The sequence below is a fragment of the Roseobacter weihaiensis genome (genome assembly GCF_020622345.1).
In the GTDB taxonomy this organism is placed as follows: domain Bacteria; phylum Pseudomonadota; class Alphaproteobacteria; order Rhodobacterales; family Rhodobacteraceae; genus Roseobacter; species Roseobacter weihaiensis.
On record NZ_JACNMO010000007.1, the window covers coordinates 113,760 to 140,404 of the forward strand.

Genomic DNA, 26,645 nt, shown 5'->3' on the forward strand with positions numbered 1-26,645 from the left:
CGGGTTTGCAGCCCGGACTGAGACCACCGCTTGGTGAGGGGCGCGGCCATCCTCGGCGAGGTGTCGCATGACCGACCGCCTCTATCTCTATGACACCACCTTGCGGGATGGGCAGCAGACCCAAGGCGTGCAGTTCTCCACCGAGGAAAAACGCGCCATCGCCGAGGCCCTCGACACCCTCGGGGTCGACTACATCGAAGGCGGCTGGCCCGGTGCAAACCCCACTGACAGCGCCTTTTTCGACGCCGCTCCGAAAACCCGCGCGCTGATGACCGCCTTTGGCATGACCAAACGTGCGGGGCTCTCGGCGGAAAATGACGATTTGCTCTCGGCGGTGCTGAACGCACGGACCCCGGCCGTCTGCCTCGTGGGCAAAACCCATGATTTTCACGTGCAGGCCGCCCTGGGCATCACGCTTGAGGAAAACACCAAGAATATCGCCCGATCCATCGCCCATCTCAAGGCGCAGGGGCGCGAGCCGCTGTTTGATGCGGAGCACTTCTTTGACGGCTACCGGGCCAATCCCGCCTATGCGCTGGAGACCATCAAAGCCGCCTATGACGCCGGGGCCCGCTGGGTCGTGCTCTGCGATACCAATGGTGGCACGCTGCCGCAAGAGGTTGGCCGGGTGACCGCGGAGGTCATCGCCTCAGGCATCCCCGGCACGCATCTGGGCATCCATACGCACAATGACACCGAAAACGCCGTGGGCTGCACCCTGGCCGCGGTGGATGCGGGCGCGCGCCAGATCCAGGGCACGCTGAACGGGCTGGGCGAACGCTGCGGCAATGCCAACCTCACGGCGCTGATCCCGATCCTGCTGCTCAAGGAGCCCTATGCCAGCCGCTACCGGACCGGCATCACCCATAAGGCACTGAAAACACTCACCCGCACCAGCCGGATGCTCGATGAAATCCTCAACCGGGTGCCGTTCCGACAGGCGGCTTTTGTCGGCTCCTCGGCTTTTGCGCATAAGGCTGGGCTGCACGCCTCGGCGATCCTGAAAGACCCCACCACCTACGAGCACATCGACCCCGCCAGCGTCGGCAATGCGCGTATCATCCCGATGTCGAACCAGGCGGGCCAGTCAAACCTGCGCGAGCGTCTGCAAGCGGCGGGGCTGACGGTGCCGAAAGGGGACCCGGCGCTTGGCCTGATCCTCGACCGCATCAAGGAGCGCGAAGCCATCGGCTATGCCTATGACACCGCACAGGCCAGTTTCGAGCTGATTGCCCGCGACACGCTGGGGCAGATGCCGCAGTTCTTCGAGGTCAAGCGCTACCGCGTCACCGTCGAGCGGCGCAAGAACAAATACGACAGGATGATAAGCCTCTCCGAGGCGGTGGTCGTGGTGAAGGTGAACGGGGAAAAGAAACTCTCGGTCTCCGAAAGCATGGACGAGACCGGCAGCGACCGGGGGCCGGTGAACGCGCTGGCCAAGGCGCTGGCCAAGGACCTCGGCCCCTATCAGGCGGTCATCGACGACATGCGGCTTGTGGACTTCAAGGTGCGCATCACCCAGGGCGGCACCGAAGCGGTAACCCGCGTCATCATCGACAGCGAGGACGGGCAGGGCGCGCGCTGGTCGACCGTGGGGGTGTCTGCGAACATCGTCGATGCCTCCTTTGAAGCGCTGCTGGATGCGATCCGCTGGAAATTGCTGCGCGACTGGACGGCGACATGAGTGCTGCATATTGGGAGGCCTTTTTCGATCTGCACCGCGACCTGCCGCGTGAAGGACCCGGGGAGCCTGCCGATGTGGCCTGGGCCGCAGACGTGGCAGGGGTGAGACCTGACGCGCGCATCTGCGATGCCGCCTGCGGGCCGGGCGCTGACATCGCGGCGCTGCTCGCGGCCGCCCCGCAGGGCCATGTGACCGCGATGGACAAGGTCGAAGCCTTTGTGGCGCAGGCGCAGGCCCGCCACGGTCAGGACCCCCGCACCGACATCCGCACCGGGGACATGAGCAAGATCACCGGGCCTTATGATCTGATCTGGTGTGCGGGGGCGGTCTATTTTCTGGGGGTGACCGAGGCGCTGCGGCTCTGGCGCAAGGCGCTGGCCCCGCAAGGCACCATCGCCTTTTCGCAGCCGTGCTGGTTCACAGACACCCCGTCAGAGGCGGCGCGGGCGGGGTGGGCGGACTACCCCGCCATGACCGATGAGGCCGGTCTGCAGGCGCATATCACCAAAGCGGGCTATCACTGCCTTGCCAGCCGCCGATTGTCGGATGCCGCCTGGGAGGGTTATTACAGCCCGCTGGATGCCCGCATTGCAAAGCTGCGCCCCGGGGCCACCGGCGATCTGGCGGCCGTGCTGGACGAGGCCGAAGCCGAAGCGGCCCTCTGGCGGGCGGAGCGTGCGACCTTTGGCTACACGCTCTGCGTTGTGCGCCCGGCATGAGCTTCGATGACAACCTGACGGCCTGTGCCGCCATCGTGGAAAAAGGCGACCCGGACCGCTTTGCCGCTGCCATGGCCAGCCCGTTGGCGGCCCGCGGGGTTTTGTTTCCGCTCTATGCGTTCAATGTGGAGGTTGCGCGCGCCCCCTGGGTCACACAAGAGTCCATGATCGCCGAGATGCGCCTGCAATGGTGGCGGGACGCGCTGGAGGAGATCGCATCGGATGCGCGACCGCGCCGTCACGAGGTCGTCACACCGCTGAGCGAGATCCTCGACCGACAGGCGGCATCGGATCTGGATAAATCCGTGGCGGTGCGGCGCTGGGACATCTACAAGGATGCCTTCGAAGATGCCGCCCATTTCGAAGACTATCTGATGCAAACCGCCGGCACCCTGATGTGGGTCGCCGCGCGACTGCTGGGCGCGCCTGCCGAGACCGAAAAGCCGGTGCGGGCCCTTGGCTATGCCGCGGGCCTGGCGCGGTTCTTTCAGGCCATCCCCGAGCTGGAGGCGCGCGGGCGCGTGCCGCTGCTCGACGGGCGTATGGAGGCGATCAGTGCCCTTGCCAAAGAGACCACCACCGCCGCGCAGGCCGCCGCCCAGATCCGCAGGCGTTTGCCGAAACCGGCGCGGGCCGCGCTGACGGAGGCGTTTCAGGCACAGGCGTTGCTGGCGCAGGCCGCTTCGCAGCCGACGCGCGTGCCGGACGGGATGCTGGCGCTTCATCCGGTGCGTCGGTCCTGGCTCTTGTGGCGGTGGTCCTAGGCGCTGCGCTGCTCAGGCGGTCTGTGTCTTGGGGCGGAACATGAGCCAGATCAGCGCCGAACCGGCCAGAGCGAGGAAGGGGACCATGGCCAGGTTGACGGCCATCCAGCCTTCTTCTGGCGAGCCGCCGGAACAGTTCATCAACCCGCCGGAGGACAACGAGGCGAGTGTCACGCCGCCAAAGATGATAAAATCATTTAACCCCTGCATGCGCCCGCGCTCGGCGGGTGTGTGTTCCTCCGACAGCATGGTGGTGGCGCCGATAAAGCCAAAGTTCCAACCGATGCCGAGCAAGACGAGGGCGACAAAGAAGTTCTCCAGCGCGATGCCTGACAGGGCAACACCGCCCGCCACGGCCAGGATGAAAAGCCCGATGGCCATGATGCGTTGCGTGCCAAAGCGCGCAATCAGATGGCCGGTGAAAAACGACGGCACATACATCGCCAGCACATGGGCCGTGACCACGTCCGCCGCATTCCCGGTGGTGTAGCCGCAGCCCACCAGCGCCAGCGGGGTCGAGGTCATCACCAGGTTCATCAGCGCGTAAGTGACCGTCGCGCAGATCACGGCAACGGCGATGCGCGGCGTGGTGATAAGCTCCCACCGGGTGCGTCCGGCCGGGCTATCCGCATCGGGGGCGGGCGTCTTGGGGATATCCAGGCCGAAAAACAGCAGCGAGCCCACGACATTCAACAGGATGATAACGGCGTAGGTCCCCATGAAGGGGATGACATAGGCGTCCGAGGTCAGTTTGACCAATTGCGGGCCGATCACCGCAGCGGCCAGCCCGCCCGCCATAACATATGAGATCGCTTTGGGCCGGTAGGCGTCCGATGCGGTATCCGCCGCGGCAAAGCGGTAGAACCCATGCGCGGACATGTAGATGCCGGTGATAAGGCTGCCGACCAGAAAGATCGGAAAGGAGGCGGCATAAAGCCCGTAAGCCCCAATGGCCCCACCAATCGCCCCTGCGGCGGCCCCCAGCATGAAGCCCGTGCGGCGGCCGTATCTCTGCATGATCGCAGAGACCGGATTGGCCGCCAGCATCGATCCCAGCACGATCAGCGTGATCGGCAGGGTGGCAAAACAGATGTTGGTGGCCAATGACTGCCCCGCAAGCCCGCCCACGATGAACAACATGGGCATCTGCGCGCCCAGAATGGCCTGAGCCAGCACCAGAACGACGACATTGCGTTTTGCACGGCTGTCTTGAGGAACTTCCATAAGGCTCTGCGTAATCCCAAAGGCGAGGTCAGGGCAACCCCTCTTGCTCCTCCAAACCAGAGTCGTAAAGTCGCACCCATGAGACCTGAACGCACGACACTGGTGATGGGCGGCGCGCGGGAGGCGCATGGGCTTATCACTGCGTTGCTCGCCCGGCGCCGTCAGGTCATCGCAAGCCTGCCTGAACCCGAGCGCATGTTCGATGCTTTTCCCGTGCCCACGCGCGTGGGGGCCTTTGACAGCAAAGACGCCTTCGCGGACTGGGCGCAGGCGCATCACGTCTCGACCGTGATTGATGCCAGCCACGCCTTTGACGATCACATCTGCGAGATGGTCAGCAGTTTTTGCACCCGCCACGCCTTGCGCTATCTGCGACTGCTGCGCCCCCCCTGGAGCCAGACCGTGCGTGACAGGTGGCGCCATGTTCCAACCGTCCGTCACGCGGCCCTCTCGATACCTCAGGGCGCGCGGGCCTTTACCAACACGGGCTGGCTGACCTTGCCGGATTACGCCGAATTCACCGGGCAGCGGCTTTTCATGCGTCAGACCCACGCGCCAAGTGCCGCACCGCCCTATGCTTTTGTCGAATTTGTCGAAGGCCACCCGCCGTTTTCACAGTTTCAGGAACAAGCGCTGTTTACCGAGTTGGGCATCACCCATCTGATTTGTCGCAACGTCGGGGGTGCCGCCAGCATGTCGAAACTGCTGGCCGCGCGGGCGCTGGAAATCCCTGTGCTGATGATCGCACGCAGGCGTCCCCCGGTGTCGCATACGGTTGTTGACACGGTCGCCGAGGCACTGGCCTGGGAGGCCAACCCGTGACGGTGGGGCGTCTTGTGCAAACCGATGCCGACGTGGCCGAGGGCGCGCGTTGGCTGGCGCAGCACTGCCCGCGCATGGCCTATGCGCTGGAGCAAACCGGCCCCTTGCCGCTGCGCCGCAAAGCAGACGGGTTTGCCCAGCTGCTCAGCGCGATTGTCAGCCAACAGGTCAGTGTGGCGTCTGCACAGGCGATGTGGGCAAAACTGGAAGGGGCAGGTATGACAGCCCCCCCTCCTGTCACGAGGGCCACCGACGCAGACCTGCGCGCGCTCGGGCTCAGCCGCCAAAAAGCCCGATATGCCAAGGCCCTGGCGGCTGCCGACATCGATTATATTAGGCTGCGTGATCTGCCCGATGCCGACGTCGTCAAAACACTGGTCGCGGTACCCGGTATCGGCAATTGGACCGCCGAGATTTACGCGATGTTCAGCCTGGGCCGTGCGGATGTCTTTGCGCCGGGCGATCTGGCCCTGCAGGAGGCCGCACGCGCGCTCTATCGGCTTGAGACCCGTCCAACAGAACGCGCGCTGCGGCAAATGGCCTGCGACTGGTCGCCGTGGCGCTCGGTTGCAGCGCGGCTTTTGTTTGCGTACTACCGGGTCATCAAACAACGCGAAGGGATTACATGACACGGGTTTTGAATGCAGAGCGCCGCGCGCCGGTCTCTGGGCAGACGCGCTCTGTCGTCGTCTTTTTGCACGGCTATGGGGCCAATGGGGCGGACCTGCTGGGGCTGGCGGAGCCCTTGGGCGAGCATCTGCCGGATACGCTCTTTGTCGCACCCGATGCGCCGGAGGCCTGCGCGGGGACCCCGTTCGGGTTTCAGTGGTTTCCGATCCCCTGGATCGACAATTCCTCCGAAGAGGAATCCGAGCGCGGCATGCGGCAGGCGGTGGACGATCTGAACGCCTTCCTCGATGCGCTGATGGTGGATGAGGACGTGCTGCCCGAGCAGGTGGTTCTCTTTGGCTTTTCTCAAGGCAGCATGATGGCCCTGCACGTGGCCCCCCGGCGCGAAGACGAGGTGGCCGGGCTTGTGGCGTTCTCCGGTCGACTTCTGGCACCTGAGACACTGGCGGACGAGGTCGTCGTGCGGCCACCGGTCTTGCTGGTGCATGGGGATGCGGATGACGTGGTGCCACCGCAATCGTTGCCCCAGGCTGCCGAAGCCTTGCAGGAGGCCGGCTGGAAGGACGTCTATGCGCATATCATGAAAGGCACCGGCCACGGCATCGCGCCGGATGGGCTGTCGGTGGCGCTGGCGTTCATGCGCGACAAGCTGAGCCTCTAGCAAAAGGGGCGCCGGGGCACTGTAGAGAGACCACGCGCGGGTTTTAACCTTCTTTGGCGGTCAGTTGTTCCCGGATCAGATCGATCAGTGTTACCTGCTCAGGTGGCGGCGCACCGATCGTGCGGTACAAGGATAGAGCCACGCTTTTCAATCTTGGCAGCCCCTGGGCTTCATCCAGAACCTGCAGCGGCGCGTCGACGGTAACCTGCGGCATGACCGTCAGCGCCAGACCAGCTTGCAGGATGGCCCGGACCCCGATGGGATGCGGGCTCAGATGCGCCAGAAAGCCATTGCGGCCGGCGCGGTCCAGCGCCTCAAAAGCATAGCTGCGCAGATCGCGGCCATCGGTGAGAAAAACAAGGGGAACATCCGCCGTCTTCGGCAGCCCCTCAAACCTGGGTCCGGCCACCCAGACGAGGTTTGTGCTTTCAACGAAATCGCGCGTGGGCCGTCTGCCCTGATCCATCATGAAAGCGAGATCAATCTCACCCGCTTCCAGCATCGCCAACAGGGCGTCACTTCGGGCGCATTGTATCTGGATCTGCACATCGGGTGTGATCTGAGCAAAGTCGCGCAAGGTCCGGGGCAGCACGGACAAAGCCAATGTGACGGTTGTGCCCAACCGAATGGTGCGTCGCCCGCGCGCGCTCCGGAGAGCCTTGACCGCTTCATCCGAGAGGCCGAGGATGCGCCGGGCATAGACCAGAAAGGAGGCCCCCTCGGGCGTCAGCTGCATTGTCCGCCCCCGGCCTCGGGAAAAAAGCACACAGGCCAGTTCTTCTTCCAGCTTGCGGACATGCGCGCTCACTGCGGATTGCACGGTATGACGGCGGGCGGCAGCCTCCGAGAAATTCAACGTCTCCGCCGCGATGACAAAACTTTCCAGCGCATTCAGGTCTCGCATGTAAATCTCAATTCAAGTTTTATATAAGCATATAAAATCGTTTTTATGTTTTATAACGCCTCCCTACAAGGGCAGCACCTTATGTGAGTGGCCCTTATGGATCTTCCGGTATCTTTCTTTTTGGTCGCCGCCTTTGCGGTTCTTGTAACCGGGATTTCAAAGAGCGGGTTCGGCGGCGGTCTCGGGGTCATGGCGGTCCCGTTGATGAGCCTTTACATTTCCCCGCAGCTGGCCGTCGCCGTTCTGATGCCAATCCTGCTGGCGATGGATCTGCTGATCGTCTGGCAATATCGACACCGATGGAGCAAGCCGGTGGTGGCCACGCTTCTGCCAGGTGCGATTGCCGGGCTGACGCTCGGCGCCATGGTGTTTCAGTGGATGAGCGCGGACTTCATTCGTTTGTTTGTCGGGGTCTTGGCGCTTTTGCTTGTGGCGCAGTTCATGCTGGGCCCGCGGCACGGATCACCGAGGCGGAAACCCCGTTTCAGCGGGGTCTTTTTGCTGGGCTCCCTGTCCGGTTTTGCCAGTTTTGTAGCCCATGCCGGGGGGCCGCCGGTCAAGGGGTTCCTCTTGCGGCAGGGGATGGAAAAATCAGTTTTTGTGGGGACGAACACGATGTTTTTCTTTGCCATGAATGCCACCAAATCGGTCGCCTATAGCGCGATGGGGCAGCTGACCGAGGAAAGCCTGAGCATCAGTCTGATGCTGGCGCCCTTGGTATTGGTGGGGGTCTGGGGGGGAACAGTGCTGCATCGTGTCATCTCCGCCGACCTTTTTGTCGGAATTGTCTATGCGTTTCTCTTTTGTGCCGGGCTCAAGCTGCTTTGGGATGGGTCAGCGGCGGTCATGGCCTAGTGCGGAGGCTGCGGTCTGACTTTGCCGAGGTCACGCGGATGCGGGCATTGTGAATCTGCAGCGGCAGGGCGGGTCCGGAGGGCGCGCGGTCTTGACGGCGCTATCCCTTGGTTTCTTGTTCGACGTCACCCGTCGGAGGGTCCGAGGCGGGGGCAGACGAGGTCAGGGCGGCGGGGCCGCTGCTGAAATCCTGATAGATCACAGAGCTTTCAACTTCGGCCTGCAGCCTGTGCAGAGGGGCGGCTTTCCCAAAGAGGTATCCTTGCAGGATATCACAGCCCAGTTCTGACAGAAGACGTGATTGTGCATTATTTTCAACACCCTCCGCTGTGACTTTCATGTCAAGCCGTTCGCAGAGCATCACAACGGTTTCGATGATTTTCCGCGAACGCACCGGGTCTGCCTCCAGCGCAGCAACGAAGGAACGATCAATCTTGAGCCGGTCAAACCCGTATCGCCAAAGGTAGCTCAGGCTGGAAAAGCCCGTGCCGAAATCGTCCATCGCGATCGAGACGCCCATGTCCTTGAGCGTGTCAATCTGCATGGCGATGATGGCGCAATCGTCCTGCAAAAGAGATTCGGTGATTTCCAGCTCAAGTTGTTGGGCGGCAAACCCCGAGGCGGAGAGTGCATCGCGGACAGTCGAGACAAGATTTCCGCTCAGAAACTGTGCCGTTGACAGGTTGATGGCCAGCATTTTATCGCCGCTGATCGAGGCCATCTCGAGGGTGGCGGTCTTGATCGTCCAGTTGCCGATCTCTTCGATCAGGCCGAGCTCTTCGGCCAGGGGAATAAAGACGTCGGGGGCAATCGGCGTACCGTCCGTATCGCAGAGCCGCAGCAAAGCTTCGTATCCCACGATCTGACGCCCGGACCCATCGACCAAAGGCTGATAGTGAATTTCAAATTCGTTTTGCTTTATGGCTGTGCGGAGCCGGGCTTCCAGCGCGTGGCGCCGACGCAATTCCGCGCCCATTTCCGCCCCATAGACCGCAAAGTCGTTCCGGCCTGATGATTTGGCGTAATAAAGTGCCGCATCCGCGTTGTTCAGAGCCGCTTCAAGACTGGCTTCGTCCTCGACCACGGACAATCCAACACTGATCGATCCGCTTAATCTCGTGTTTTGGATTTCAACGTCCCGCGCGCAGTCCTTCAGGCAGGCCCGGACGCGGGCTATGGCGTCCTGCAGGCTCACATTCTGGAAGGCGATGACAAATTCGTCGCCCCCAAACCGGGCAATGATGTCCTCTGGCCGGCAGTTTCTTCTCAGCATCTCGGCGATATGGGCCAGAAATGCATCGCCGGCGAGATGGCCGTGGCTGTCATTGATCTTCTTGAAGTGATCGACATCGACATAACACACCACCGAAAGAGGTTCTGATCCTGCGCGGTGCTCTGTCTGGGTTACGAACTCACGGCGGTTCAGCAACCCGGTCAGCGGATCAAAACGGGCAAGGTATTCAGCATCCCGGCGAGACCTTTGCGCAAAATTGCGCTGCACGTAATAGGCAAGGCCGGGCACCGCGAATACCAAGGCACAAAACACCACCAGCATGGCGCCGAACATCCGAAAGCTTTCGGTGAAATACGACTGTGTCACGGTCTGGTTGACGTAGACCTCGACAACCCCGCGCACTGTGCCGTCGGGGGCTTTCAGGGGGATGTAGGCTTCTGCGTAAAGATCGGGGCGGTCGGGCTTTTCTGATCCGTCGAACACAGCAACAATCGGAATGCCTGTTCGGGCAACTTCTACCACCTCGGGGTCTGCGGTCGCGGCAGTTCCCAAGGGAGCCGCGAAGCTGGTTTCGTCCGACATGAGTGCCAGCTGGCCATTGGCATTGAAGAGTTTGAACCTGAAGATGTCACCGATCGTGCGGACTTCGCGGATGACATCTTGTTGCTCTTTCGTGGGCCTGCCGGTGGCAATGAGCTCCTCAAGGTCAGGAACCCGGTCCGCCATATAGGTGCCCCAGTGCTCTGCCTTGTCGATGGATTCCCGCAGGATCACACGCTCAACTGCGCTATCCACGCCGTAGCCTATCGCGAACCAGATCGATGCAATTACGGCACCAAAAAACGTCACCCGACCAAAAAGTAACATTGCCACCCTTCCAATCACCCCCCCATTCATCGCATCAAAAGTTTAAGAATTGCCGAATTCGTATCGGTCTGGACCCAGACTTCATTTAGCGCCGGACCGGTTTTTTGCGGCAGATGAGGCATTCGCCGCCTTGCCGTTCCGGGAGAGCTCAGGCAAGTTCCCCCCATGAGAGATACTTTGGGCCTGTTGGTCTTTACGGACCTTGATGGGACGCTCATTGACCATGATACCTACCAATGGGACGCCGCGAGACCGGCGTTGGCGGCGCTTTCGGTGGCGCGCGCCGGTGTTGTGCTGGCCAGCAGCAAAACATCGTCTGAAATAAAGGCCTTGCGCGGCGATCTTGATCTGCGCGACTGGCCTGCCATCGTTGAAAACGGGGCAGGGCTGCTGCCCGCGGGGGCGGCCCCCGCAAAAGACACCAATGACTACGCGGCGATCCGGGTTGCCCTGGAGGGTCTGCCACCCGGGCTGCGCCGTCATTTCACAGGTTTTGGAGATTTGAGCCCCGAGGCGCTCCGTCAGATCACCGGCCTGTCGCGGGAGGCAGCCGAACTGGCCAAGGACCGGGCCTATTCCGAGCCGGGCCTCTGGGCCGGAACAGCGTCTGAACTGGCCCGATTTCAGTCCCTGTTACAGGCCGAAGGGATCACCATGCGCGAGGGTGGCAGGTTTCTGACGCTGTCTTTCGGGCGCAACAAGTCCGATCAGATGGCGGCGCTTGTTCAAACCTACCGGCCCCGGTACACCGTGGCTCTCGGGGATGCCCCCAATGACGTGGAAATGTTGGAAGCGGCGGACTTCGGCTTTATCGTCGCCAACCCCAAACGGTCCCCTCTGCCCAAGCTGGAGGGGGAGGCCGAGGGCCGCATTCAACGGACGGCGCAGGCTGGTCCTTTGGGCTGGAATATGGCGATACTCGATCTGCTCGAACGACTTGATTTACAAAAGGACTGACCCAAATGGCCGATTTCCACCAGAATGGAAACATCACAACCCTGCATAATCTGCGCACCCGGTCGGTCCCGGAACTCAATGATGAGCTGATGACCTTTGCGCAAACGCGGAAGATCTCGCTGATCCTGCCCTGCCTCTATTCAGAGCTTGAAGGCGATGCGATGCCCCACATCATGTCCGAGCTGGCCAAGGTCAACTATCTGCACCGGATCATCATCGGACTCGACAAGGCGCATGAGGCGCAGTTCCGCCATGCCAAGGAATGCTTCAAGGCGTTGAATCAGAACCACATCGTGATCTGGAATGACAGCCCGCGCATGCTGGAACTGGGGGCGCGGCTGGACGCCATGGGGCTGGCGCCGGCCGAGCAGGGCAAGGGCAAGAACGTCTGGTCCTCGATGGGTTACCTGATCGGCTGTGCCGACAGTGCGGTGATGGCGATCCATGATTGTGATATCCTGACCTATGACAACGAAATGCTGTCGCGTCTGGTCTATCCGGTGGCAAATCCGAATTTCCCCTATCAGGTCGCCAAGGGCTATTACCCGCGCATCGGCAATGACAAGTTGAACGGGCGGGTCACGCGCCTGCTGGTGAGCCCGCTGCTGATTGCGCTCAAACGCGTGATCGGGGACCGCGACTACATCGATTATCTGCGCAGTTTCCGCTATCCGCTGTCAGGTGAATTCGCGATGCGCACGGCCATTCTGCCTGACCTGCGCATCCCGTCCGATTGGGGGCTTGAGATCGGCGTGCTGTCGGAGGCCTGGCGCAACCTCGCCCCCAAGGCCGTCTGCCAGGTGGAGATTGCCGATGCCTATGACCATAAACATCAGGACCTGAGCTCTCAGGACGCCGATGCCGGGCTCAGCCGCATGTCGACCGATATCTGCAAAGCGATCTTCCGAAAGCTGGCCGCGGATGGCACGGTCTTTAACGCCAATGTGTTCCGCGCGCTGAAAGCGACGTATTACCGGAGCGCGCTTGATCTGCTGGAAGGGTATTACAACGACGCCAAGATGAACGGGTTGACGCTGGACCGGCATCAGGAAGAGCGGGCCATTGAGCTTTTTGCCGAAAACATCGTACGGGCCGGGCAGATTTTCATCGAGAACCCGCATGAGACCCCCTTTATTCCCACCTGGAACCGCGTGCACGCGGCAGACCCGAATTTCCTCGGGGACATGCGGGCGGCTGCGGCGGCCGATGAGGCGGAGTTTCAGTAAAGCTCCGCCGCGATGGTGTGGCAAATGCCTTGCGCCCGCCTAAACCCGGTTGGTGATCCAGCGGCATTGGTAGGGGGCGAGCGGGATCGTCTCTTTCGTGCTGTCGATGGCCTCACCGCTGAGCACATCCACCCAATCTTCGTCATCGATCAGGTTCATGGATACGGAGGCGACGTCAACCGCCGCGTCGCTGACATTGTGCAGTGCAAAGATCGATTGATGCCGGTCAAGGCTTTGTCGCCAGACGCCAAACACGCGGTCGTCCAGCGCCATGGTGAACTGGGTCGCGTTCGGGTGGAAAGCCGATTGCCTGGCCCTGATCCGCAACCGCTCTGACAGGGTGTTCAGCACGCGGGACTGCGATGTCCTGGGGTCGGCCAGCAGGGCCTGCAGGCTGGGATAATCCCAGCGATGCCGGTTGATCGCCCGGTTCATGCCGCGCCTTTCGACCTGCGCATGGTCATTTGGGGTCGCCAGCATGGAATGAATATAGAAGGCCGGGATGCCCTCCAGCGACATCACGATGGTCTGTGAACAGATAAACCGCTCAAAATGCAGCACATCTTCGCCGGCGAAGGTGCGCCGGGTTGCCTCAAAGAAAGTCGTGTTCAGCTCGTAGGGAGATTCGCCCCCCCCCGGCAGGGCCCGCATGGACACAAGGCCGCCCACATCCCGCACCGTCTGGATCATCTGCGCCTGCTCCTCCGGCGGCAGCAGCCCTTCGACCGGGCGCATGCCGATGCCGTCGTGGCTGGCGGTGAAGTTCAGATAGGCACAGCCCAGTTGCGCCGGCGGCATCCCGCTTTGCCAACGCTGCAGATACCGCGCCGAGCCCGACATCATCGCATGCAGAATAAGCGGCGGCAGCGGGAAGTTATAGATTGCGTGCGCCTCGTTCCGGTTGCCGAAGTAGCTGAGGTTTTCGGCCTTGGGCACGTTGGTCTCGGTCAGCAGGATGATCGTTTCCGCCGCGTAATCGCACAGCATCCGCATCAGCTGCACGATCGCATGGGTCTGGGGCAGGTGGATCGACGGGGTGCCGATCTCCTTCCACAGGAACGCCACCGCGTCGAGCCGGATGATCTGCACGCCATTGTCCACATGCAGCCGGATGATGCGCAGGAACTCCAGCAGCACCTCCGGGTTGCGGAAATCCAGATCAATCTGGTCGTGGCTGAAGGTACACCAGACATGGCGGGGACCATGGATGGTCTCGACCTCGCGCAAGAGCGGCGTCGTGCGGGGTCTGACGACGCAGCTCAGATCATCCTCGGGGGAGGCTTCGAAAAAGAACCGATCATAGGGGGCCTGGCCCTGCCGGTAGGCGTTGAACCACGCGCCCTGGCTGGAGACATGGTTGAGCACCAGATCGGACATCAGGTGGAATTCCGTGCCGATGCGGTTGATGTCGGGCCAGTCGCCCAGCTGCGGGTTGACCGTGCGAAAATCCGACACCGCAAAGCCATCATCCGAGGTAAAGGGAAAGAACGGCAGGATATGCACGCCATTGACCACGCCCTTCATATAGCTCAGCAGGAAATCATGCAGCAGATCGAGCGGCTTATGGGCACCGTCCATGATCGAGTTGCCATAGGTGATGAGCAGGGCATCCCGTTCGGTCCACAGCTTGTTGCCGGGCTGGCGCCCGCGTTTGCGCGGCTTGGTGCCTTCCGGCCAGAAGGCTTCGACAATCTTGCTGGACAGGATATCGGCGTCGATATCGGGGTAAATCTGGCGGACGAGAGACGCCAGCCGCAAACTGAAAGAGGTCGTTTTAGGGGCGTGCATTGATAAGGAGCGTCCTGGGGTCTTCATTCTGTGGCCTAGAGAACATCGTTTGATCGGCTTTGCCCAGACAAAATCGTGCCAAAGCGAGGAGAAGCCTCCTGCGACCCTGCGGATGACCAAAACTTGGCCAAGCGGATCGCGCCGGGGCCGCCTTCGGTTTCATTCGGTCTGAGGCGTGGCTTTCCGACCCGTGAGCTTTGACAGGAAATAGAGCGCGGCGGCCCCGCTCAACCCGATCAGGTCCGATAGCAGGCCGCCTTCGATCATGAAGAGCGCGACAATCACCAGACCCAGACGAATGGGGGCCCCGGCGGATTTGCCAACCCACCAGCCCTGCACGCCGGAGGACAACAGGAACACCCCGAAAATCGCGGTCGCGGCGGAGCGCAGGATTTCGAACACCGTGCCGTCCATCAGGATGGCGCTGTTGTAAAAGAACATGAAGGGCACGATGAAGGCCGATATGCCGATCTTGAAGGACGCCACCGAGGTGCCCATCGGGTTCGACCCCGAGATACCCGCAGCCGCATAGCTGGCCAGGGCCACGGGCGGCGTGATGGCCGAGACAACCGCGAAATAGAACACGAAGAAATGCGCGGTCAGTGTCGGGATGCCAAGCTGGATCAGACCGGGTGCCACGACAGAGGCCGCCACCGCATAGGCCGCCGTCGTGGGCATGCCCATGCCCAGCAGGATCGAGATGCACATGGCGAAAAACAGCGCCAGAAGCTGGTTGGCATCGGCGATGTTCAAAAGCACAGAGGAGAACCGCGCGCCCACCCCGGTGAGCGAAATGACCCCGACGATGATACCGGCACAGGCGCAGACCGCGATGATCTGGATGGACATATAGCCCGCCATCTCGAAGGCCTTGGCGACCTTGGCCGGTCCCATGCCGGATCCCTTGTAGGCAAAGATCCAGAAGACCGCCGCCGCCAGGGCCGCGACCGCCAGAATTGTCGCGCCGAGCCCCCCTGTGAGCGCCGCGGCCAGTCCCGGCAAAGCGACCGCGCCCATCAGCAGCGCCAGCAGCGCCACGGTGATCGCGTAGCCCAGTCGCGTCGGTTGCACCCATGACACGGCCGCCGCCGCCGCGGTGGCCAAGGTCCCCGCGCGGATCACGGAATACCCCATAAAAAGTGCTGCGATCAGGATGATGATCGGCAGGAACAGGAAGACCCGGCGCACCATGTCGCGGAACTTGGGCAGCTCGTCTTCGCGCATCCCGCGCATGCCGAGCTTTGCGGCCTCGAAATCGACCATGAAATAGACCGACACGAAGTAGAGGACCGCCGGGATGATCGCGGCAATCGCGATGTCGGTATAAGGCAGGCCGGTGATCTCGGCCATGATGAAGGCGCCCGCGCCCATGATCGGCGGCATGATCTGCCCGCCGGTGGAGGCCGCGGCCTCCACGGCCCCTGCGGTGCGGGGTTTGTAGCCCACCTTCTTCATCAGCGGGATCGTGAGCGACCCGGTGGCCACCACGTTGCCCGCCGATGTGCCGTTGATCATCCCCATCAGGCCGGAGGCGAAAATAGCCACCTTGGCCGGCCCGCCGCGCGCCCGTCCGGCGGCGGCAAAGGCGAAGTTCACAAAGTAGTCCCCGACCTTGGAGGCCTGCAGGAAGGCCGCAAAGATGATGAAGAGGATGATATAGGTCGAGGAGACCGCCGTGGTAGGTCCCAGAATACCGGCATCGGTATAAAGCTGGCTGAAGAACCGCTGCCAGGCGATGTCGGGCGCATTGAGAAAGCCCGGCAGCTTGTCGCCCACAAAGACATAAAGCAGAAACACCCCGGCAATGACAATCAGGGCGAGCCCGGCCACCCGGCGCGTCAGCTCCATGATGAGCAGCATGCCCGCGAGGGCGGCAAGGCTCATCCCGATGGGGGCAAAGGGTGTGCCGGTGGCATTGCGCATTAAAGTGCCAAAGATGGTAACGAGATAGAGCGCCACACCCACTGCACAGACACAGAGCACCAGGTCAGCAGGCGAGATCACCCCGCGCACTCTGGGGCGCAGCCAGCTCAGCGCGATGCCGATGCCGGTCGCGGCGATCAGCGGCACGCCGTAGTGATAGATCTCGGCGGCGCGGATCCCTTCGTCGATGCCGTTCCACATCACGCCACCCGAGATTTGCGCCGCGAAGGTCAAGGCCGTGTAGCAGGCATAAAGCGCCGGCAGCAGGGCCAGATAGGCCAGCAGATCAAGCGGGTGCCTGCCGCCCCTGTCGGTATTCGGAAAGGCGCGCGCAGAATAGAGGATAAAGCCCAGCATCAGCGCCCCGGCGATGTGCACGATGCGAAAGTTCCAGGTCTCCATCGGAAAGACGGGCAGGCCGGGGATGTCGATGCCGGTCCAGCCCCGGATCGACCAGCCGTTCAGAGCCGCCATATGGAAGATGGCGTAGAGGCCCGAAAAGGCCGCGATGACCAGATGGGTTTTGCCGGTAAAGAGGCGCCGGTTGCTTTCCACCGGTTCGTCGTCGATGCCTTCGGCAATCACGGGGCCGTCTGTAATGTCGTCGTTTTTAATGTCGGTGCTCATGGGGTGGCCCTCGCGTTTGTCGAAACGTCCCCGGCGGCGCGCCCGACCCGCATCATTTATGTCGAAAAGCAAAAAACATACCGGGGCCACCGTAAAGCGCGGCCCCGGTCAAATAAGCATTTACTTGCTGAAAATCTGATCTGCCGGGATATCGGCACCGGCATTTTCTACAAACCACGCAGCAGCACCGGGGTGCCATGGCAGGACGCCTGCGTTCTTGTCCCAGTTTTCGGGCAGCGTCGAACGTGCGGCCCGGTGAATGGTCATCATCCGCTCATTGTCGGACATGATGATATCGACAACCGCATTCACAAAACTCTCTGGCAGCTCGCAGTTTGCGATGGCAAAATTCCACATCGAAACGGAGCGCGCGTCGCTCTCGAGCGTTGTGTAGGTATCCGCGGAAATACTGAACTCAGCGACCGGGAACGCTTCGAGGATCTGAGCCTGCTCTTCTTCGGTGAACTCAATAATGTTCACATCGGTCTGTACTTCGAGTTGGCTGACCGCAGGCACCGGCACCCCGGCGGCGAAGGCAATCACGTCCAGCAGCCCATCCTGCAACTGACCGCCAAGGTCGGTCCAGCCGCCATTGCGCCGCTCGAAATTGACCCCGAGCTCTTCCATCATGCGCGGGAAATAGGTGTCGGAGGTCGAGCCTGCCGGGCCAAAGCCGATCCGGGCCCCGTCGGGAATTTCGGAAATGCTGGTGATCCCGGAGGATGACAGCGCTGTCACGGAGAAGGGGGTCTGATACATCGGAAACATGGCACAGGCGTTGGTCATCTGCAGCCCGGGTGCGATCGGGCTGATCCCCGCGATGGCTTCGGCGGCAGGGCCCATGGTGGTCATGCCGAACTGCGCATCCCCGGTGTGCACCAGGGCCATGTTCTGACCCGGCCCGCCGGTGACTTCGCCGCCGCCGGTGATGCCCAGCTCTTCGGCGACAAGGTTTGCCCATCCCGACCCATAAGCGAAATAGGTCCCGCCCTGCGACGCTGTGGCCACAGTAAAGCTTTCGGGCCATCCCGTGCGATCCTGATGGCTCTCGGCAAAGGCTGCTGTCGCTGTCGCCGCTGTGGCAACGAGCACTATGGCTGCGCTTTTCATGTGTGATTATCCTCCACTAACTTATTTTTGTCCCCGGTTTGGACATGTGTCGCCCAACCGGATTGTTGGCGCATCTCGCGCTGACGTATAGTTTGTTTCTAATGCGAGATAACTCAAGAGCGAAAGCCGCCGTCCGGATAAAAATTTGATGAACTGGGCGTGCGATAGCGCCATAATTGCCGGAACGCCCCGAAATCGCGGTGAAAAACCAGCGCTCTGGGGGCGGTCGGCCGTTTTTAGGTGTTGCACAGGGTTGGCCGAGGGGCAACCGTGTCTGGTGTGGGCAGATCCTGCTCCATGCCCCAGGGGTGCCGAACCGCCTTAGGCGTGCGCCGCGCGTTGGGGCCGGTCGGCCAAAGCCGCGTGAATGGCCCGCGCGATGACGCGTTCCTCATCCGTGGGGATCACCATGACGCGGGTGGTGCCTCCACCGATATCGCGGGCATTGGCCTGATTTTTCGCAGGATCAATTTGGAGACCCAGGTACTCCAGCCCCTCAACGATGCGTTGCCGGATCGGCACGGCATTCTCCCCGATGCCACCACAGAACACCAAAGCGTCCAGGCCACCCAGCACTGCCGTGAGTGCCCCGATCTCGCGCCGGGCACGGAAGACGTAATAGTCAATCGCCTGTGCCGCCTCGGGCTGATCTGAGGCGAGCAGTTCGCGCATATCGCTGGTCGATCCGGACAGCCCCAAAAGCCCGCTGCGCTGATAGAGCAGCTTCATCACGTCATGCGGGTCCATGCCTCTTTGCTCGATCAGGTAGAGCACCACTCCGGGGTCGATCTGTCCACACCGTGTGCCCATCGGCAGCCCGTCCAGCGCGGAAAATCCCATGGTCGACCCAACGCTCTGACCGTGCCGAATGGCGCACATCGAGGCGCCATTGCCCAGATGGGCCACGATGATACGGCCCCGGTGCAGATCAGGGTAGTCCTGTTCCACCACGCCGGTGATGTAATCATAGCTCAGACCGTGAAACCCGTAGCGCCGGATGCCTTCATCGTAGAAGGCGCGCGGCAAGGCGAAGGTGTCGTTGACCCACGGGTGGCCCCGGTGAAAGGCGGTGTCGAAACAGCCCACCTGAATGGCCCCCGGAAAGGCCGCCTGGGCCGCCCTGACCCCCGCCAGATTGTTGGGTTGGTGCAGCGGGGCTAATGGCGAAAACTCGGCAAGGGCTGCCAGTGTCTCCGTGGTCAGCACCATCGGTTCGGCGAACGCCGGGCCGCCATGCACGATGCGGTGCCCGATGCCAGAGATTGTCAGCCCGTTGAGATGCGGGGCAAGGGCGTGCATCACGGCCTCGAGCGCCGCAGCAGGCGAGGGGGCCTTGACATGCGCCGCGGTCTTCGCGGTCTCGGTTTTAAGGATGAGTTTTGCGGTTTTCCCGATCCCGTCCACTTGCCCGTGAACCAGCATCTGTGGCTCGGGCGCGTTCCGGTAGAGCCCGAACTTCAGCGACGAGGAGCCGGTGTTCAATGTCAGCAGGCCGCTCATGTTGGCACCGAGTTGCAGAAGAGAACGGCAATCGCCGCAGAGGCGATCCGGGTCCGGCTGTCGTCGGCACGGCTGGTCAGCATGATGGGCACCTGCGCGCCCAGCACGATGCCTGCCGCCTCCGCACCGGCCAGATACATCAGCTGTTTCGAGATCATATTGCCCGCTTCCAGGTCGGGGGCCACCAGAATGTCGGCCTGCCCGGCAACCGGGGAATTTATCCCCTTGATCTCGGCGGCGCGCATGGAAATCGCGTTGTCAAAGGCCAGCGGCCCGTCGAGCACGCCGCCGGTGATCTGCCCCCGGTCCGCCATTTTGCACAGGGCGGCGGCATCGACGGTGGATTGCAGGCGTGGCGTGATGGTCTCGACCGCCGACAGGATCGCGACTTTTGGCGCTTCGATGCCGGTTGCGCGCGCCAGATCAATGGCGTTCTGGACCATATCCGCCTTGGTTTGCAGATCGGGCGTGATGTTGATCGCCGCATCGGTGATGATCAGCGGTTTGGGATAGGTCGGCACATCCATCACATAGACATGGCTCATCCGGCGTTCGGTGCGCAGCCCGCCTGATTTGGCCACCACGGCGGACATGATCTCATCCGTGTGTAGTGCGCCTTTCATGATCGCGCGGGCCTTGCCATCCCGCACCAGTTCGACCGCCTTATCCGCTGAGGCATGGCTGTGCTCGGTGTCAAAGACCGGCAGATCACCGATGTCCAGATCATTTTCCCGCGCCGTTGCGCGGATGCGGTCCTCGGGCCCGACCAGCAGCGGCTGGATCAGGCCCAGGTCGCGCGTTTCGAGGGCGGCCTCCAGCGATTTGGCATCGCAGGGGTGCACAATCGCGGTGGGCAGCGGCGGCAGCGCCTGCGCCTGCGCCAGCAGCCGGTCATATGCCGCCCCGCGGCGATGCAGCAGCAGATCAGGCATGATGATCCTTGGCCGGCGGATTTTCCGGTCCGGCGCGATCACAACCGCCTTGCCGGTGATCACCGGTTTGCCGTCGCCGTTGGTGCATTGGCAATCCAGCGTCAGATGTTTCTTTTCAAGCTGCTTCTCCACCACGGTGACCCGCACGGTGACGGTGTCACCGATGCCGACGGGCTTGAGGAACTTGAGCGACTGGTCGAGATAGATCGTCCCCGGTCCCGGCAATTGCGTGCCCAGCACGTTGGAGATCAGCGCACCGCCCCACATCCCATGGGCAATCACCTTGTGAAAGATGTCGTCCTGCGCAAATTCGGCGTCCACATGGGCGGGATTCACATCGCCTGAAACGACGGCAAAGGCGTCAATGTCCTGTGGTGTCAGGGTGCGTTCCAGCTCGGCGAAATCGCCGATCTCAATCTCATCGAAGGGGCGGTTTTCGATGTATCCCATACTGTGCTCGGTGTCAGACGACATGATGCCCTCCATCGACATAGGCGGTGTTGCCGCTGACAGATTGCGCAAAATCCGATACCAGACAAGCCGCCATCGCGCCCACCTCCTCGATCGTGGTGAGCCGGTGCAGGGGCGCGCGGGCCTTGGCGTCTTCGATCAGCTCGTCGAAATGATCGATGCCCGAGGCCGCGCGGGTGGCCAAGGGGCCGGGCGACAGCGCGTTGACGCGGATGTTCTGATCGCCCAGCTCAACCGAAAGATACCGCATGGTGGCCTCAAGGGCGGCCTTGACCGGCCCCATGATGTTGTAGTGATCGACAACTTTTTCGGCCCCCTGATAGGAGACTGTGAGAATGGTGCCGCCGTCTGCCATCAGCGGTTCTGCCCGCTTGGCCATCCGGATCAGGGAATGCACCGAGATGTCCATGGCCAATCCAAACCCGGACTGAGAGCAGTCGACAACGCGCCCGTGCAGATCGTCGCGGGGGCAGTAGGCAATCGAATGCAGCATGAAATCCAGCCGGCCCCACCGCTTTTGGATTTGCTCGAAGACGGCGTCCATCTGGTTGGTGTCCGTCACATCGAGCGGCAGAAACAGATCAGCGCCGATCTCATCCGCAACCGGTGCGACAAATCGCTTGGCCTGTTCGTTCTGGTAGGTCAGGGCGATATCGGCGCCCGAGGCGCGAAACGCACGCGCGCAGCCTGCCGCGATCGAGTGCGCGTTCGCCACCCCGACGATGAGCCCCTTTTTGCCCTTGAGAAAGTCCGTTTGTGGCATCATCACCTACTCCACCAATACATATGTTCCGGGGGCATCCCCGAGCGCGCGCGGCATTTTCGGCGGGGTCACCATCTGTTCAGCCGGCCCGGCCAGCCAAGCCGCCCAGGCTGGCCACCAGCTGCCCTCGTGTCGGGCCGCGGCGGCGCGCCAGTCGTCAGGCCCGAGGGCCTTGTCCTGATCGTGGGTGGTGTGGATCGCGTAGTGGCGGTGCTTGTGGCCGGGCTCCGAAAGGACACCGGCGTTATGGCCGCCATTGGTCAGCACAAAGGTGACATCAGCATGCGTCAGCGCATGGATCTTGAAGGCCGATTGCCACGGGGCCACGTGGTCGGTCTCGGTGCCGACGGCAAAGACCGGCACGCGGATGTCTCGCAAGGACACCGGATGACCGTCGACCCTGTAGCGTCCGGCCGCCAGATCATTGTTGAGAAACATCTGCCGCAGGTAATCTGCATGCATGCGTGCGGGCATGCGGGTGCTGTCGGCATTCCACGCCATCAGGTCCGTCATCAGAACCGCATCGTCCCCCAGAAGATAGTCGCGAATGACCCGGGACCAGATCAGATCATTGGACCGTATCATTTGAAAGGCGCTCTCCATCTGGCTGGAATCCAGATAGCCCTGCACCTTCATCACATCTTCGAGAAAGGACACCTGACTTTCGTTGATAAAGAGCATCAGCTCGCCCGCCTGGCTGAAATCCGTCTGGGCGGCCAGCAAAGTCATGCTCGCCAGCCTGTTATCGACTGCGCGGGCCATCGCGGCGGCCGTGATCGACAAGAGCGTGCCCCCAAGGCAATAGCCCGCCGCATGCACCTTTTGCGCGCCTGTGGTGGTGGTGATGTGATCCAGCGCTGCCATCGGGCCCTGCTCAAGGTAGTCGGCCATGCCAAGATCGGCATCCTCGGCACCCGGATTGCGCCAGGAGATCATAAAGACGGTAAAGCCCTGCTCGGTCAGGTAGCGCACCATCGAGTTATGCGGGCTGAGATCGAGAATATAGTATTTCATGATCCATGCGGGCACGATCAGGACCGGCTCCGCATGCACTTTCTCTGTTGCGGGGCTGTATTGGATCAGCTCCATCAGATGCGTTCGAAAAACCACCTTGCCGGGGGTGACGGCAACATCCTGCCCCACAACTTTCGTCCGCTTGGCTTTTTCACCCAAGGCCGCGGCGCGGCAGTCACGCATCAGTTTTGCAGCCCCCTGCACGATGTTCTGACCTCCCATCTCGACCGTGCGGGCGACAACCTCGGGATTGGTCGTGGGAAAGTTCGACGGGGCGACCGCATCCATCATCTGGCGCATCAGAAAGGTCATCGCCCGGTCGTGCGCGGGGGACAGGCCGGGCACGTCCGAGGTGGCGTGATCGACGAAATCTTCGGCCAGCAAAAACGCCTGTGACATCGCTGCATAGGGCGCTTTGGCCCAGCCCTCATGGGTAAAGCGGCGGTCGTTTTTTTGCGGCGCGATCGGATGGTCGTCCGGGTCTGCGGGGCAGCCCTTGCTCACAAAGCTCAGCCAGCTCAGCCAATTGTCCTGCGCCTTTTTGACCAACGACACCTGCTTGTCAGGCGCGCTCGCCAGATGCAGGGCCCAGTCGTTCATCATCGCCAGGGTCGACACCGGTGAGGCGCCCATTGTCATTCTGGCAAGATGACCGCGCAGGGGCCGGTCTGAGCCCACAGGGCTTTGCGGCTCGGCGGGAAATTCAAGTGGGGTATTGTCCGTGGAATCTTTCATGGGTCGCCTCGTTGCTTCTGCTCGATCCTGAGGTATCGTTACAGCATGACAGGATTGTAACTGTCACTTAAACATGACAGTCGCTCAGCGCAGCTGTCACAGCGTGAACACGCTGAATTTTGCTCACCTCTCAGGGTGTTGGCCTAATTTCGCGCCGCTTTTTGCCTGAAATGCCGCATCACAGCATGCTGCGGTGCAGCGGGGCCAAGGCGGCTTGGTGTCCCCTGCGGGTCACGGGGAATTCTTAGAAGACAGATCGTGCGTCATGCGCTAGCCTTGCGAAGACCAAAATGCGGAGTTGAGCGCGATGAAACTGGGCTACACCATTCTCTACGTCGCTGACGTGCCCGCGGCCCTGGACCACTACCGCGATGCCTTTGACTGGGAGGTTTCTTTTCTGCACGACAGCAATCTTTACGGGGAAATTGCAACCGGGGATACCGTGCTGGGCTTTGCCGCCTATCAGATGGCGGAAATGAACGGTGTCGAGATGCGGGCAAGTGATCCGACGCAGAGCACCGGGCCGGTGAACATCACCTTCGTCACCGAGGACGTGGCCGGGCACTACGCGCAGGCGGTCGCGAACGGCGCGGTGGCGGTCAAACCGCCGGCGACAAAACCCTGGGGGCAGGTCAGCGGTTACCTGCGCGATATTGACGGGCATCTGGTCGAGATCGCCTCCCCGATCCATGCACGCCATACATAGGTTCTGAAGGTCGGCCAAGCTGCATAGGCCATGACGCGAAGTTGCAGGGCGGCCTAGGACCGTTCTCCGGAGGCTGTGTCGCGCGCCGACGCCCCTGTGGATAACTGTCATCTGCCTGTCATCTGGGCATCCTATGCACGTTGCGACATCTTGTGGTCACGCAAGGGCTTGCAAGACAAAAACCACGAGATATAGTCAGGCCATCGGTGAGGCTGTCTCGCCGGACCGGACGCGGAACGGCAAAGGTGCAGGGTTACTATGGACGGCGATTTTAGAACGGAATTCACGCGGAACCCGGCGAGCTTGAAACACAGGCCAGCCCTCGTTCTGAATGCAGACTACAGGCCGTTGAGCTACTATCCCCTGTCGCTCTGGCCCTGGCAGGAAGCCGTCAAGGCCGCGTGGCTGGACCGGGTCGACATCGTTGCAGAATACGAAGACATCGTGCGCAGCCCTTCCACAGAGATACGCATCCCCTCCGTCGTTGTCCTGAAAGACTATGTAAAACCTCAAAAGCGCGTGGCCTTCACACGCTTTAACTTATTTCTACGCGACGAATTCCGCTGCCAGTACTGTGGCGCACGGGGGGATCTGACGTTTGACCATGTGGTGCCAAGAGCCTCCGGCGGCGTGACAAGCTGGCAGAACGTGGTTGCGGCCTGTTCGCCCTGCAACCTCAGGAAAGGCTCCAAACCGCTGCACCGCACCGGGTTGAACCTGCGCAAACCGCCACGCCAGCCTGGCGCGGAAGAGCTGCGCAACATGGGCCGGAAATTCCCCCCCAACCACCTGCATGAAAGCTGGATGGATTTCCTCTATTGGGATGCGGAGCTTGAGGCTTGAGGCCATGGCGATCCCGAGGGCTGCGAAAATTCTTTATCTCTGCATTTTACTACGATAGGTTGTAAAGTGCGGAGGTAGTTCATGCGACAGGGCGCTGATCCAGCAACAGCATCGACGCCGCGTGTGACCCCGGATCAGCGGGAAACGGTCGGGCGCGATGGCCTTGAGCGCGACCAGGCAGGTGTTCCGGCGGTCGCGCGGCTTGGTCAATGGCAGAAGATGGCGAACAACAGCGCAGTGGTGCATGCCGGTGCCGCCCTGCAACGCAAAGCCACCGGCGCCGTCCTGCAGCTTGGCAGAAAGAAGGGGAGGAAAAAGGCCAAGGGCAAAACAATGTCGCTGGACGCTTTCCTGGCCGAGAACGCCGTGCCCCGGGAGGAGACCTACGACGCGCTGGCCGAGGAAGGCACCATCTCACCACGTGAGCTGCGGTTCAGTCAGAGCGGGTGTACATCGTTCTTTCAGACGCCGTTCCCGGATGAAACCGGCAGCATGATCCGCACGGTGGCCGAGATGACGGCTGCCCTGCAGAACGGAACCCTTGATCCACAGACGACACCCCCGATCACCATTACATTTTTTGAGGGTGAGATCGTCAGCGTCGACAACCGTCGACTGAAAGCCCACAAGGATGCCGACGCCGATATCAGATATGTAAAGGTTGATTTCGACCAGCTCACAGAGAACCAGCAGTCCCATTTCGACGGCGGCACGTTCGACAACCTGCACGTCCGCTGAGCGGATCAGGCGGCCAGGTCGATCCAGACCGGGACGTGATCTGACGGCTTGTCGCGCCCGCGCACATCCTTGTCGATCTGGCAATCCGTTAGCAAATCAGCGGCCTGCGGGCTCAGCAGCAGGTGGTCGATACGGATGCCGTTGTTGCGATTCCACGCGCCCGCCTGATAATCCCAGAAACTGTAGTGGCCCGGACCCGGCGTGCGGGCGCGAAAGGCCTCCGTCAGGCCGAGGTTCAGCAGCTTGCGAAAGGCGGTCCGGCTTTCCAGCCGAAAAAGCGCATCCTCGCGCCAACTGTCGGGTTTGGCCGCGTCTTCGGCTTGCGGAATGATGTTGTAGTCCCCGGCCATCACAAAGGGCGCCTCTTGTGCCAACAGCTCTTTCGCGCGCTGGTGCAACCGCGCCATCCAGCCCAGTTTGTAGTCGTATTTGGGCCCCGGTGCGGGGTTCCCGTTGGGCAGGTAAAGCCCGCAGAGGCGCACCGCCTGCGTCTCTCCCATGACGGTCGCTTCGATATAGCGGGCCTGGTCGTCACTGTCGTCACCGGGCAGGCCGCGCATGACATCTTCCAGTGGTCGCTTTGAGAGGATCGCCACGCCGTTGAAGCTCTTCTGGCCATGGGTCTCTACATTGTATCCCCGATCTTCGAACAGGGCGCGGGGAAAGCTCTCGTCCACCGATTTGATCTCTTGCAGCAGTGCGACATCCGGCTGTGCGTCGTCCAGCCAATCGGGCAGGGCGTTGATCCGCGCCTTGATGCCGTTGATGTTGAATGTCGCTATCTTCATGGGTCTGCTCCTGTCGCCGCTCTTGCCAGCTATCGCGCAGGCCAGCGGTCAGGGCAAGGGGCAGACGGTACGCGGGCGCGATCTTTTGCGCGCCAATCGGTATCTGTGATTCTTGTTAACCTTTTGGCGATCTCAGCGCGAATTTGGTTAATATCCACAG

At 61.8% G+C, this 26,645-nt stretch carries 23 protein-coding genes; 12 read left to right on the plus strand and 11 right to left on the minus strand.

Annotated features, from left to right (window positions below):
• Window positions 1-67: 67 nt before the first annotated feature.
• Genes cimA through H7847_RS10175 form a run of 3 tightly spaced genes read left to right on the plus strand, consistent with a single transcriptional unit; the run spans window position 68 to window position 3,167 of the window.
• Window positions 68-1,684, plus strand: coding sequence for a citramalate synthase (gene cimA, locus H7847_RS10165; RefSeq protein ID WP_227269372.1), 1,617 nt, complete (start codon window positions 68-70; stop codon window positions 1,682-1,684).
• Window positions 1,681-2,403, plus strand: a complete 723-nt coding sequence (locus H7847_RS10170) for a class I SAM-dependent methyltransferase (protein ID WP_227269373.1) — start codon at window positions 1,681-1,683, stop codon at window positions 2,401-2,403. The genes cimA and H7847_RS10170 overlap by 4 nt, the downstream gene beginning before the upstream one ends.
• Window positions 2,400-3,167, plus strand: a complete 768-nt coding sequence (locus tag H7847_RS10175; RefSeq protein WP_227269374.1) for a squalene/phytoene synthase family protein — start codon at window positions 2,400-2,402, stop codon at window positions 3,165-3,167. Before H7847_RS10170 ends, H7847_RS10175 begins: the two co-directional genes overlap by 4 nt.
• A gap of 12 nt (window positions 3,168-3,179) precedes the next feature.
• Here the strand turns inward: H7847_RS10175 and H7847_RS10180 are convergent, their stop codons facing one another.
• A complete protein-coding gene (locus H7847_RS10180) occupies window positions 3,180-4,391 on the minus strand; it encodes an MFS transporter (protein WP_227269375.1) in 1,212 nt (403 codons plus the stop codon).
• A gap of 78 nt (window positions 4,392-4,469) precedes the next feature.
• Here H7847_RS10180 and H7847_RS10185 point away from each other — a divergent pair, with 78 nt between their 5' ends.
• The 3 genes from H7847_RS10185 to H7847_RS10195 are packed head-to-tail and all read left to right on the plus strand — an operon-like array spanning window position 4,470 to window position 6,504.
• Window positions 4,470-5,213: a precorrin-6A/cobalt-precorrin-6A reductase gene (locus H7847_RS10185; protein ID WP_227269376.1), complete on the plus strand. Its 744-nt coding sequence runs from the start codon at window positions 4,470-4,472 to the stop codon at window positions 5,211-5,213.
• Window positions 5,210-5,842 (plus strand): DNA-3-methyladenine glycosylase family protein, encoded by a 633-nt coding sequence (locus H7847_RS10190; RefSeq protein WP_227269377.1) that lies wholly within the window; start codon window positions 5,210-5,212, stop codon window positions 5,840-5,842. Before H7847_RS10185 ends, H7847_RS10190 begins: the two co-directional genes overlap by 4 nt.
• The gene (locus H7847_RS10195) at window positions 5,839-6,504 is read left to right on the plus strand and encodes an alpha/beta hydrolase (protein WP_227269378.1); all 666 of its coding nucleotides are present in this window, start codon (window positions 5,839-5,841) and stop codon (window positions 6,502-6,504) included. The genes H7847_RS10190 and H7847_RS10195 overlap by 4 nt, the downstream gene beginning before the upstream one ends.
• A 43-nt stretch (window positions 6,505-6,547) precedes the next feature.
• On the opposite strand, the gene H7847_RS10200 is transcribed toward H7847_RS10195, so the two are convergent.
• Window positions 6,548-7,408, minus strand: coding sequence for a LysR family transcriptional regulator (locus tag H7847_RS10200; protein WP_227269379.1), 861 nt, complete (start codon window positions 7,406-7,408; stop codon window positions 6,548-6,550).
• Between the two features lie 96 nt (window positions 7,409-7,504).
• Between H7847_RS10200 and H7847_RS10205 the strand changes: the two genes are divergently transcribed.
• Window positions 7,505-8,263: a sulfite exporter TauE/SafE family protein gene (locus H7847_RS10205; protein ID WP_227269380.1), complete on the plus strand. Its 759-nt coding sequence runs from the start codon at window positions 7,505-7,507 to the stop codon at window positions 8,261-8,263.
• Between the two features lie 100 nt (window positions 8,264-8,363).
• Here the strand turns inward: H7847_RS10205 and H7847_RS10210 are convergent, their stop codons facing one another.
• On the minus strand, window positions 8,364-10,364 hold the full coding sequence (locus H7847_RS10210) for a putative bifunctional diguanylate cyclase/phosphodiesterase (protein ID WP_227269381.1): 2,001 nt from the start codon (window positions 10,362-10,364) through the stop codon (window positions 8,364-8,366).
• Window positions 10,365-10,529: 165 nt separating this feature from the next.
• On the opposite strand from H7847_RS10210, the gene H7847_RS10215 reads away from it, so the two are divergent.
• Together H7847_RS10215 and H7847_RS10220 are read left to right on the plus strand one after the other, a co-directional pair.
• Complete coding sequence (locus H7847_RS10215) at window positions 10,530-11,321, plus strand: HAD-IIB family hydrolase (protein WP_227269382.1); 792 nt, start codon at window positions 10,530-10,532, stop codon at window positions 11,319-11,321.
• Between the two features lie 5 nt (window positions 11,322-11,326).
• Window positions 11,327-12,547, plus strand: coding sequence for a glycosyltransferase family protein (locus H7847_RS10220; protein ID WP_227269383.1), 1,221 nt, complete (start codon window positions 11,327-11,329; stop codon window positions 12,545-12,547).
• Between the two features lie 39 nt (window positions 12,548-12,586).
• Here H7847_RS10220 and H7847_RS10225 read toward each other — a convergent pair whose 3' ends face one another.
• From H7847_RS10225 to H7847_RS10255, 7 genes are all read right to left on the minus strand, one after another.
• Window positions 12,587-14,335, minus strand: coding sequence for a sugar phosphorylase (locus tag H7847_RS10225; protein WP_227269384.1), 1,749 nt, complete (start codon window positions 14,333-14,335; stop codon window positions 12,587-12,589).
• A 159-nt stretch (window positions 14,336-14,494) separates the two neighbouring features.
• The gene (locus H7847_RS10230) at window positions 14,495-16,885 is read right to left on the minus strand and encodes a TRAP transporter permease (protein ID WP_227269385.1); all 2,391 of its coding nucleotides are present in this window, start codon (window positions 16,883-16,885) and stop codon (window positions 14,495-14,497) included.
• A gap of 120 nt (window positions 16,886-17,005) precedes the next feature.
• Window positions 17,006-17,995, minus strand: a complete 990-nt coding sequence (locus H7847_RS10235) for a TAXI family TRAP transporter solute-binding subunit (RefSeq protein ID WP_227269386.1) — start codon at window positions 17,993-17,995, stop codon at window positions 17,006-17,008.
• A 321-nt stretch (window positions 17,996-18,316) separates the two neighbouring features.
• The gene (locus H7847_RS10240; RefSeq protein WP_227269387.1) at window positions 18,317-19,495 is read right to left on the minus strand and encodes an acetate/propionate family kinase; all 1,179 of its coding nucleotides are present in this window, start codon (window positions 19,493-19,495) and stop codon (window positions 18,317-18,319) included.
• Window positions 19,492-20,901, minus strand: a complete 1,410-nt coding sequence (locus H7847_RS10245; protein WP_227269388.1) for a bifunctional enoyl-CoA hydratase/phosphate acetyltransferase — start codon at window positions 20,899-20,901, stop codon at window positions 19,492-19,494. Before H7847_RS10245 ends, H7847_RS10240 begins: the two co-directional genes overlap by 4 nt.
• A complete protein-coding gene (gene fabI / locus H7847_RS10250) occupies window positions 20,891-21,664 on the minus strand; it encodes an enoyl-ACP reductase FabI (RefSeq protein ID WP_227269389.1) in 774 nt (257 codons plus the stop codon). Before fabI ends, H7847_RS10245 begins: the two co-directional genes overlap by 11 nt.
• Before the next feature lie 3 nt (window positions 21,665-21,667).
• Window positions 21,668-23,410, minus strand: a complete 1,743-nt coding sequence (locus tag H7847_RS10255; RefSeq protein ID WP_227269390.1) for a PHA/PHB synthase family protein — start codon at window positions 23,408-23,410, stop codon at window positions 21,668-21,670.
• 307 nt (window positions 23,411-23,717) lie between these two features.
• Here H7847_RS10255 and H7847_RS10260 point away from each other — a divergent pair, with 307 nt between their 5' ends.
• The 3 genes from H7847_RS10260 (at window position 23,718) to H7847_RS10270 (ending at window position 25,697) form a co-directional block, all read left to right on the plus strand.
• On the plus strand, window positions 23,718-24,116 hold the full coding sequence (locus H7847_RS10260) for a VOC family protein (RefSeq protein ID WP_227269391.1): 399 nt from the start codon (window positions 23,718-23,720) through the stop codon (window positions 24,114-24,116).
• 258 nt (window positions 24,117-24,374) lie between these two features.
• On the plus strand, window positions 24,375-24,959 hold the full coding sequence (locus H7847_RS10265) for an HNH endonuclease (protein WP_227269392.1): 585 nt from the start codon (window positions 24,375-24,377) through the stop codon (window positions 24,957-24,959).
• Window positions 24,960-25,082: 123 nt separating this feature from the next.
• On the plus strand, window positions 25,083-25,697 hold the full coding sequence (locus H7847_RS10270) for a hypothetical protein (protein WP_227269393.1): 615 nt from the start codon (window positions 25,083-25,085) through the stop codon (window positions 25,695-25,697).
• A 5-nt stretch (window positions 25,698-25,702) separates the two neighbouring features.
• On the opposite strand, the gene xth is transcribed toward H7847_RS10270, so the two are convergent.
• A complete protein-coding gene (gene xth / locus H7847_RS10275) occupies window positions 25,703-26,485 on the minus strand; it encodes an exodeoxyribonuclease III (RefSeq protein ID WP_227269394.1) in 783 nt (260 codons plus the stop codon).
• Window positions 26,486-26,645 lie beyond the last annotated feature (160 nt).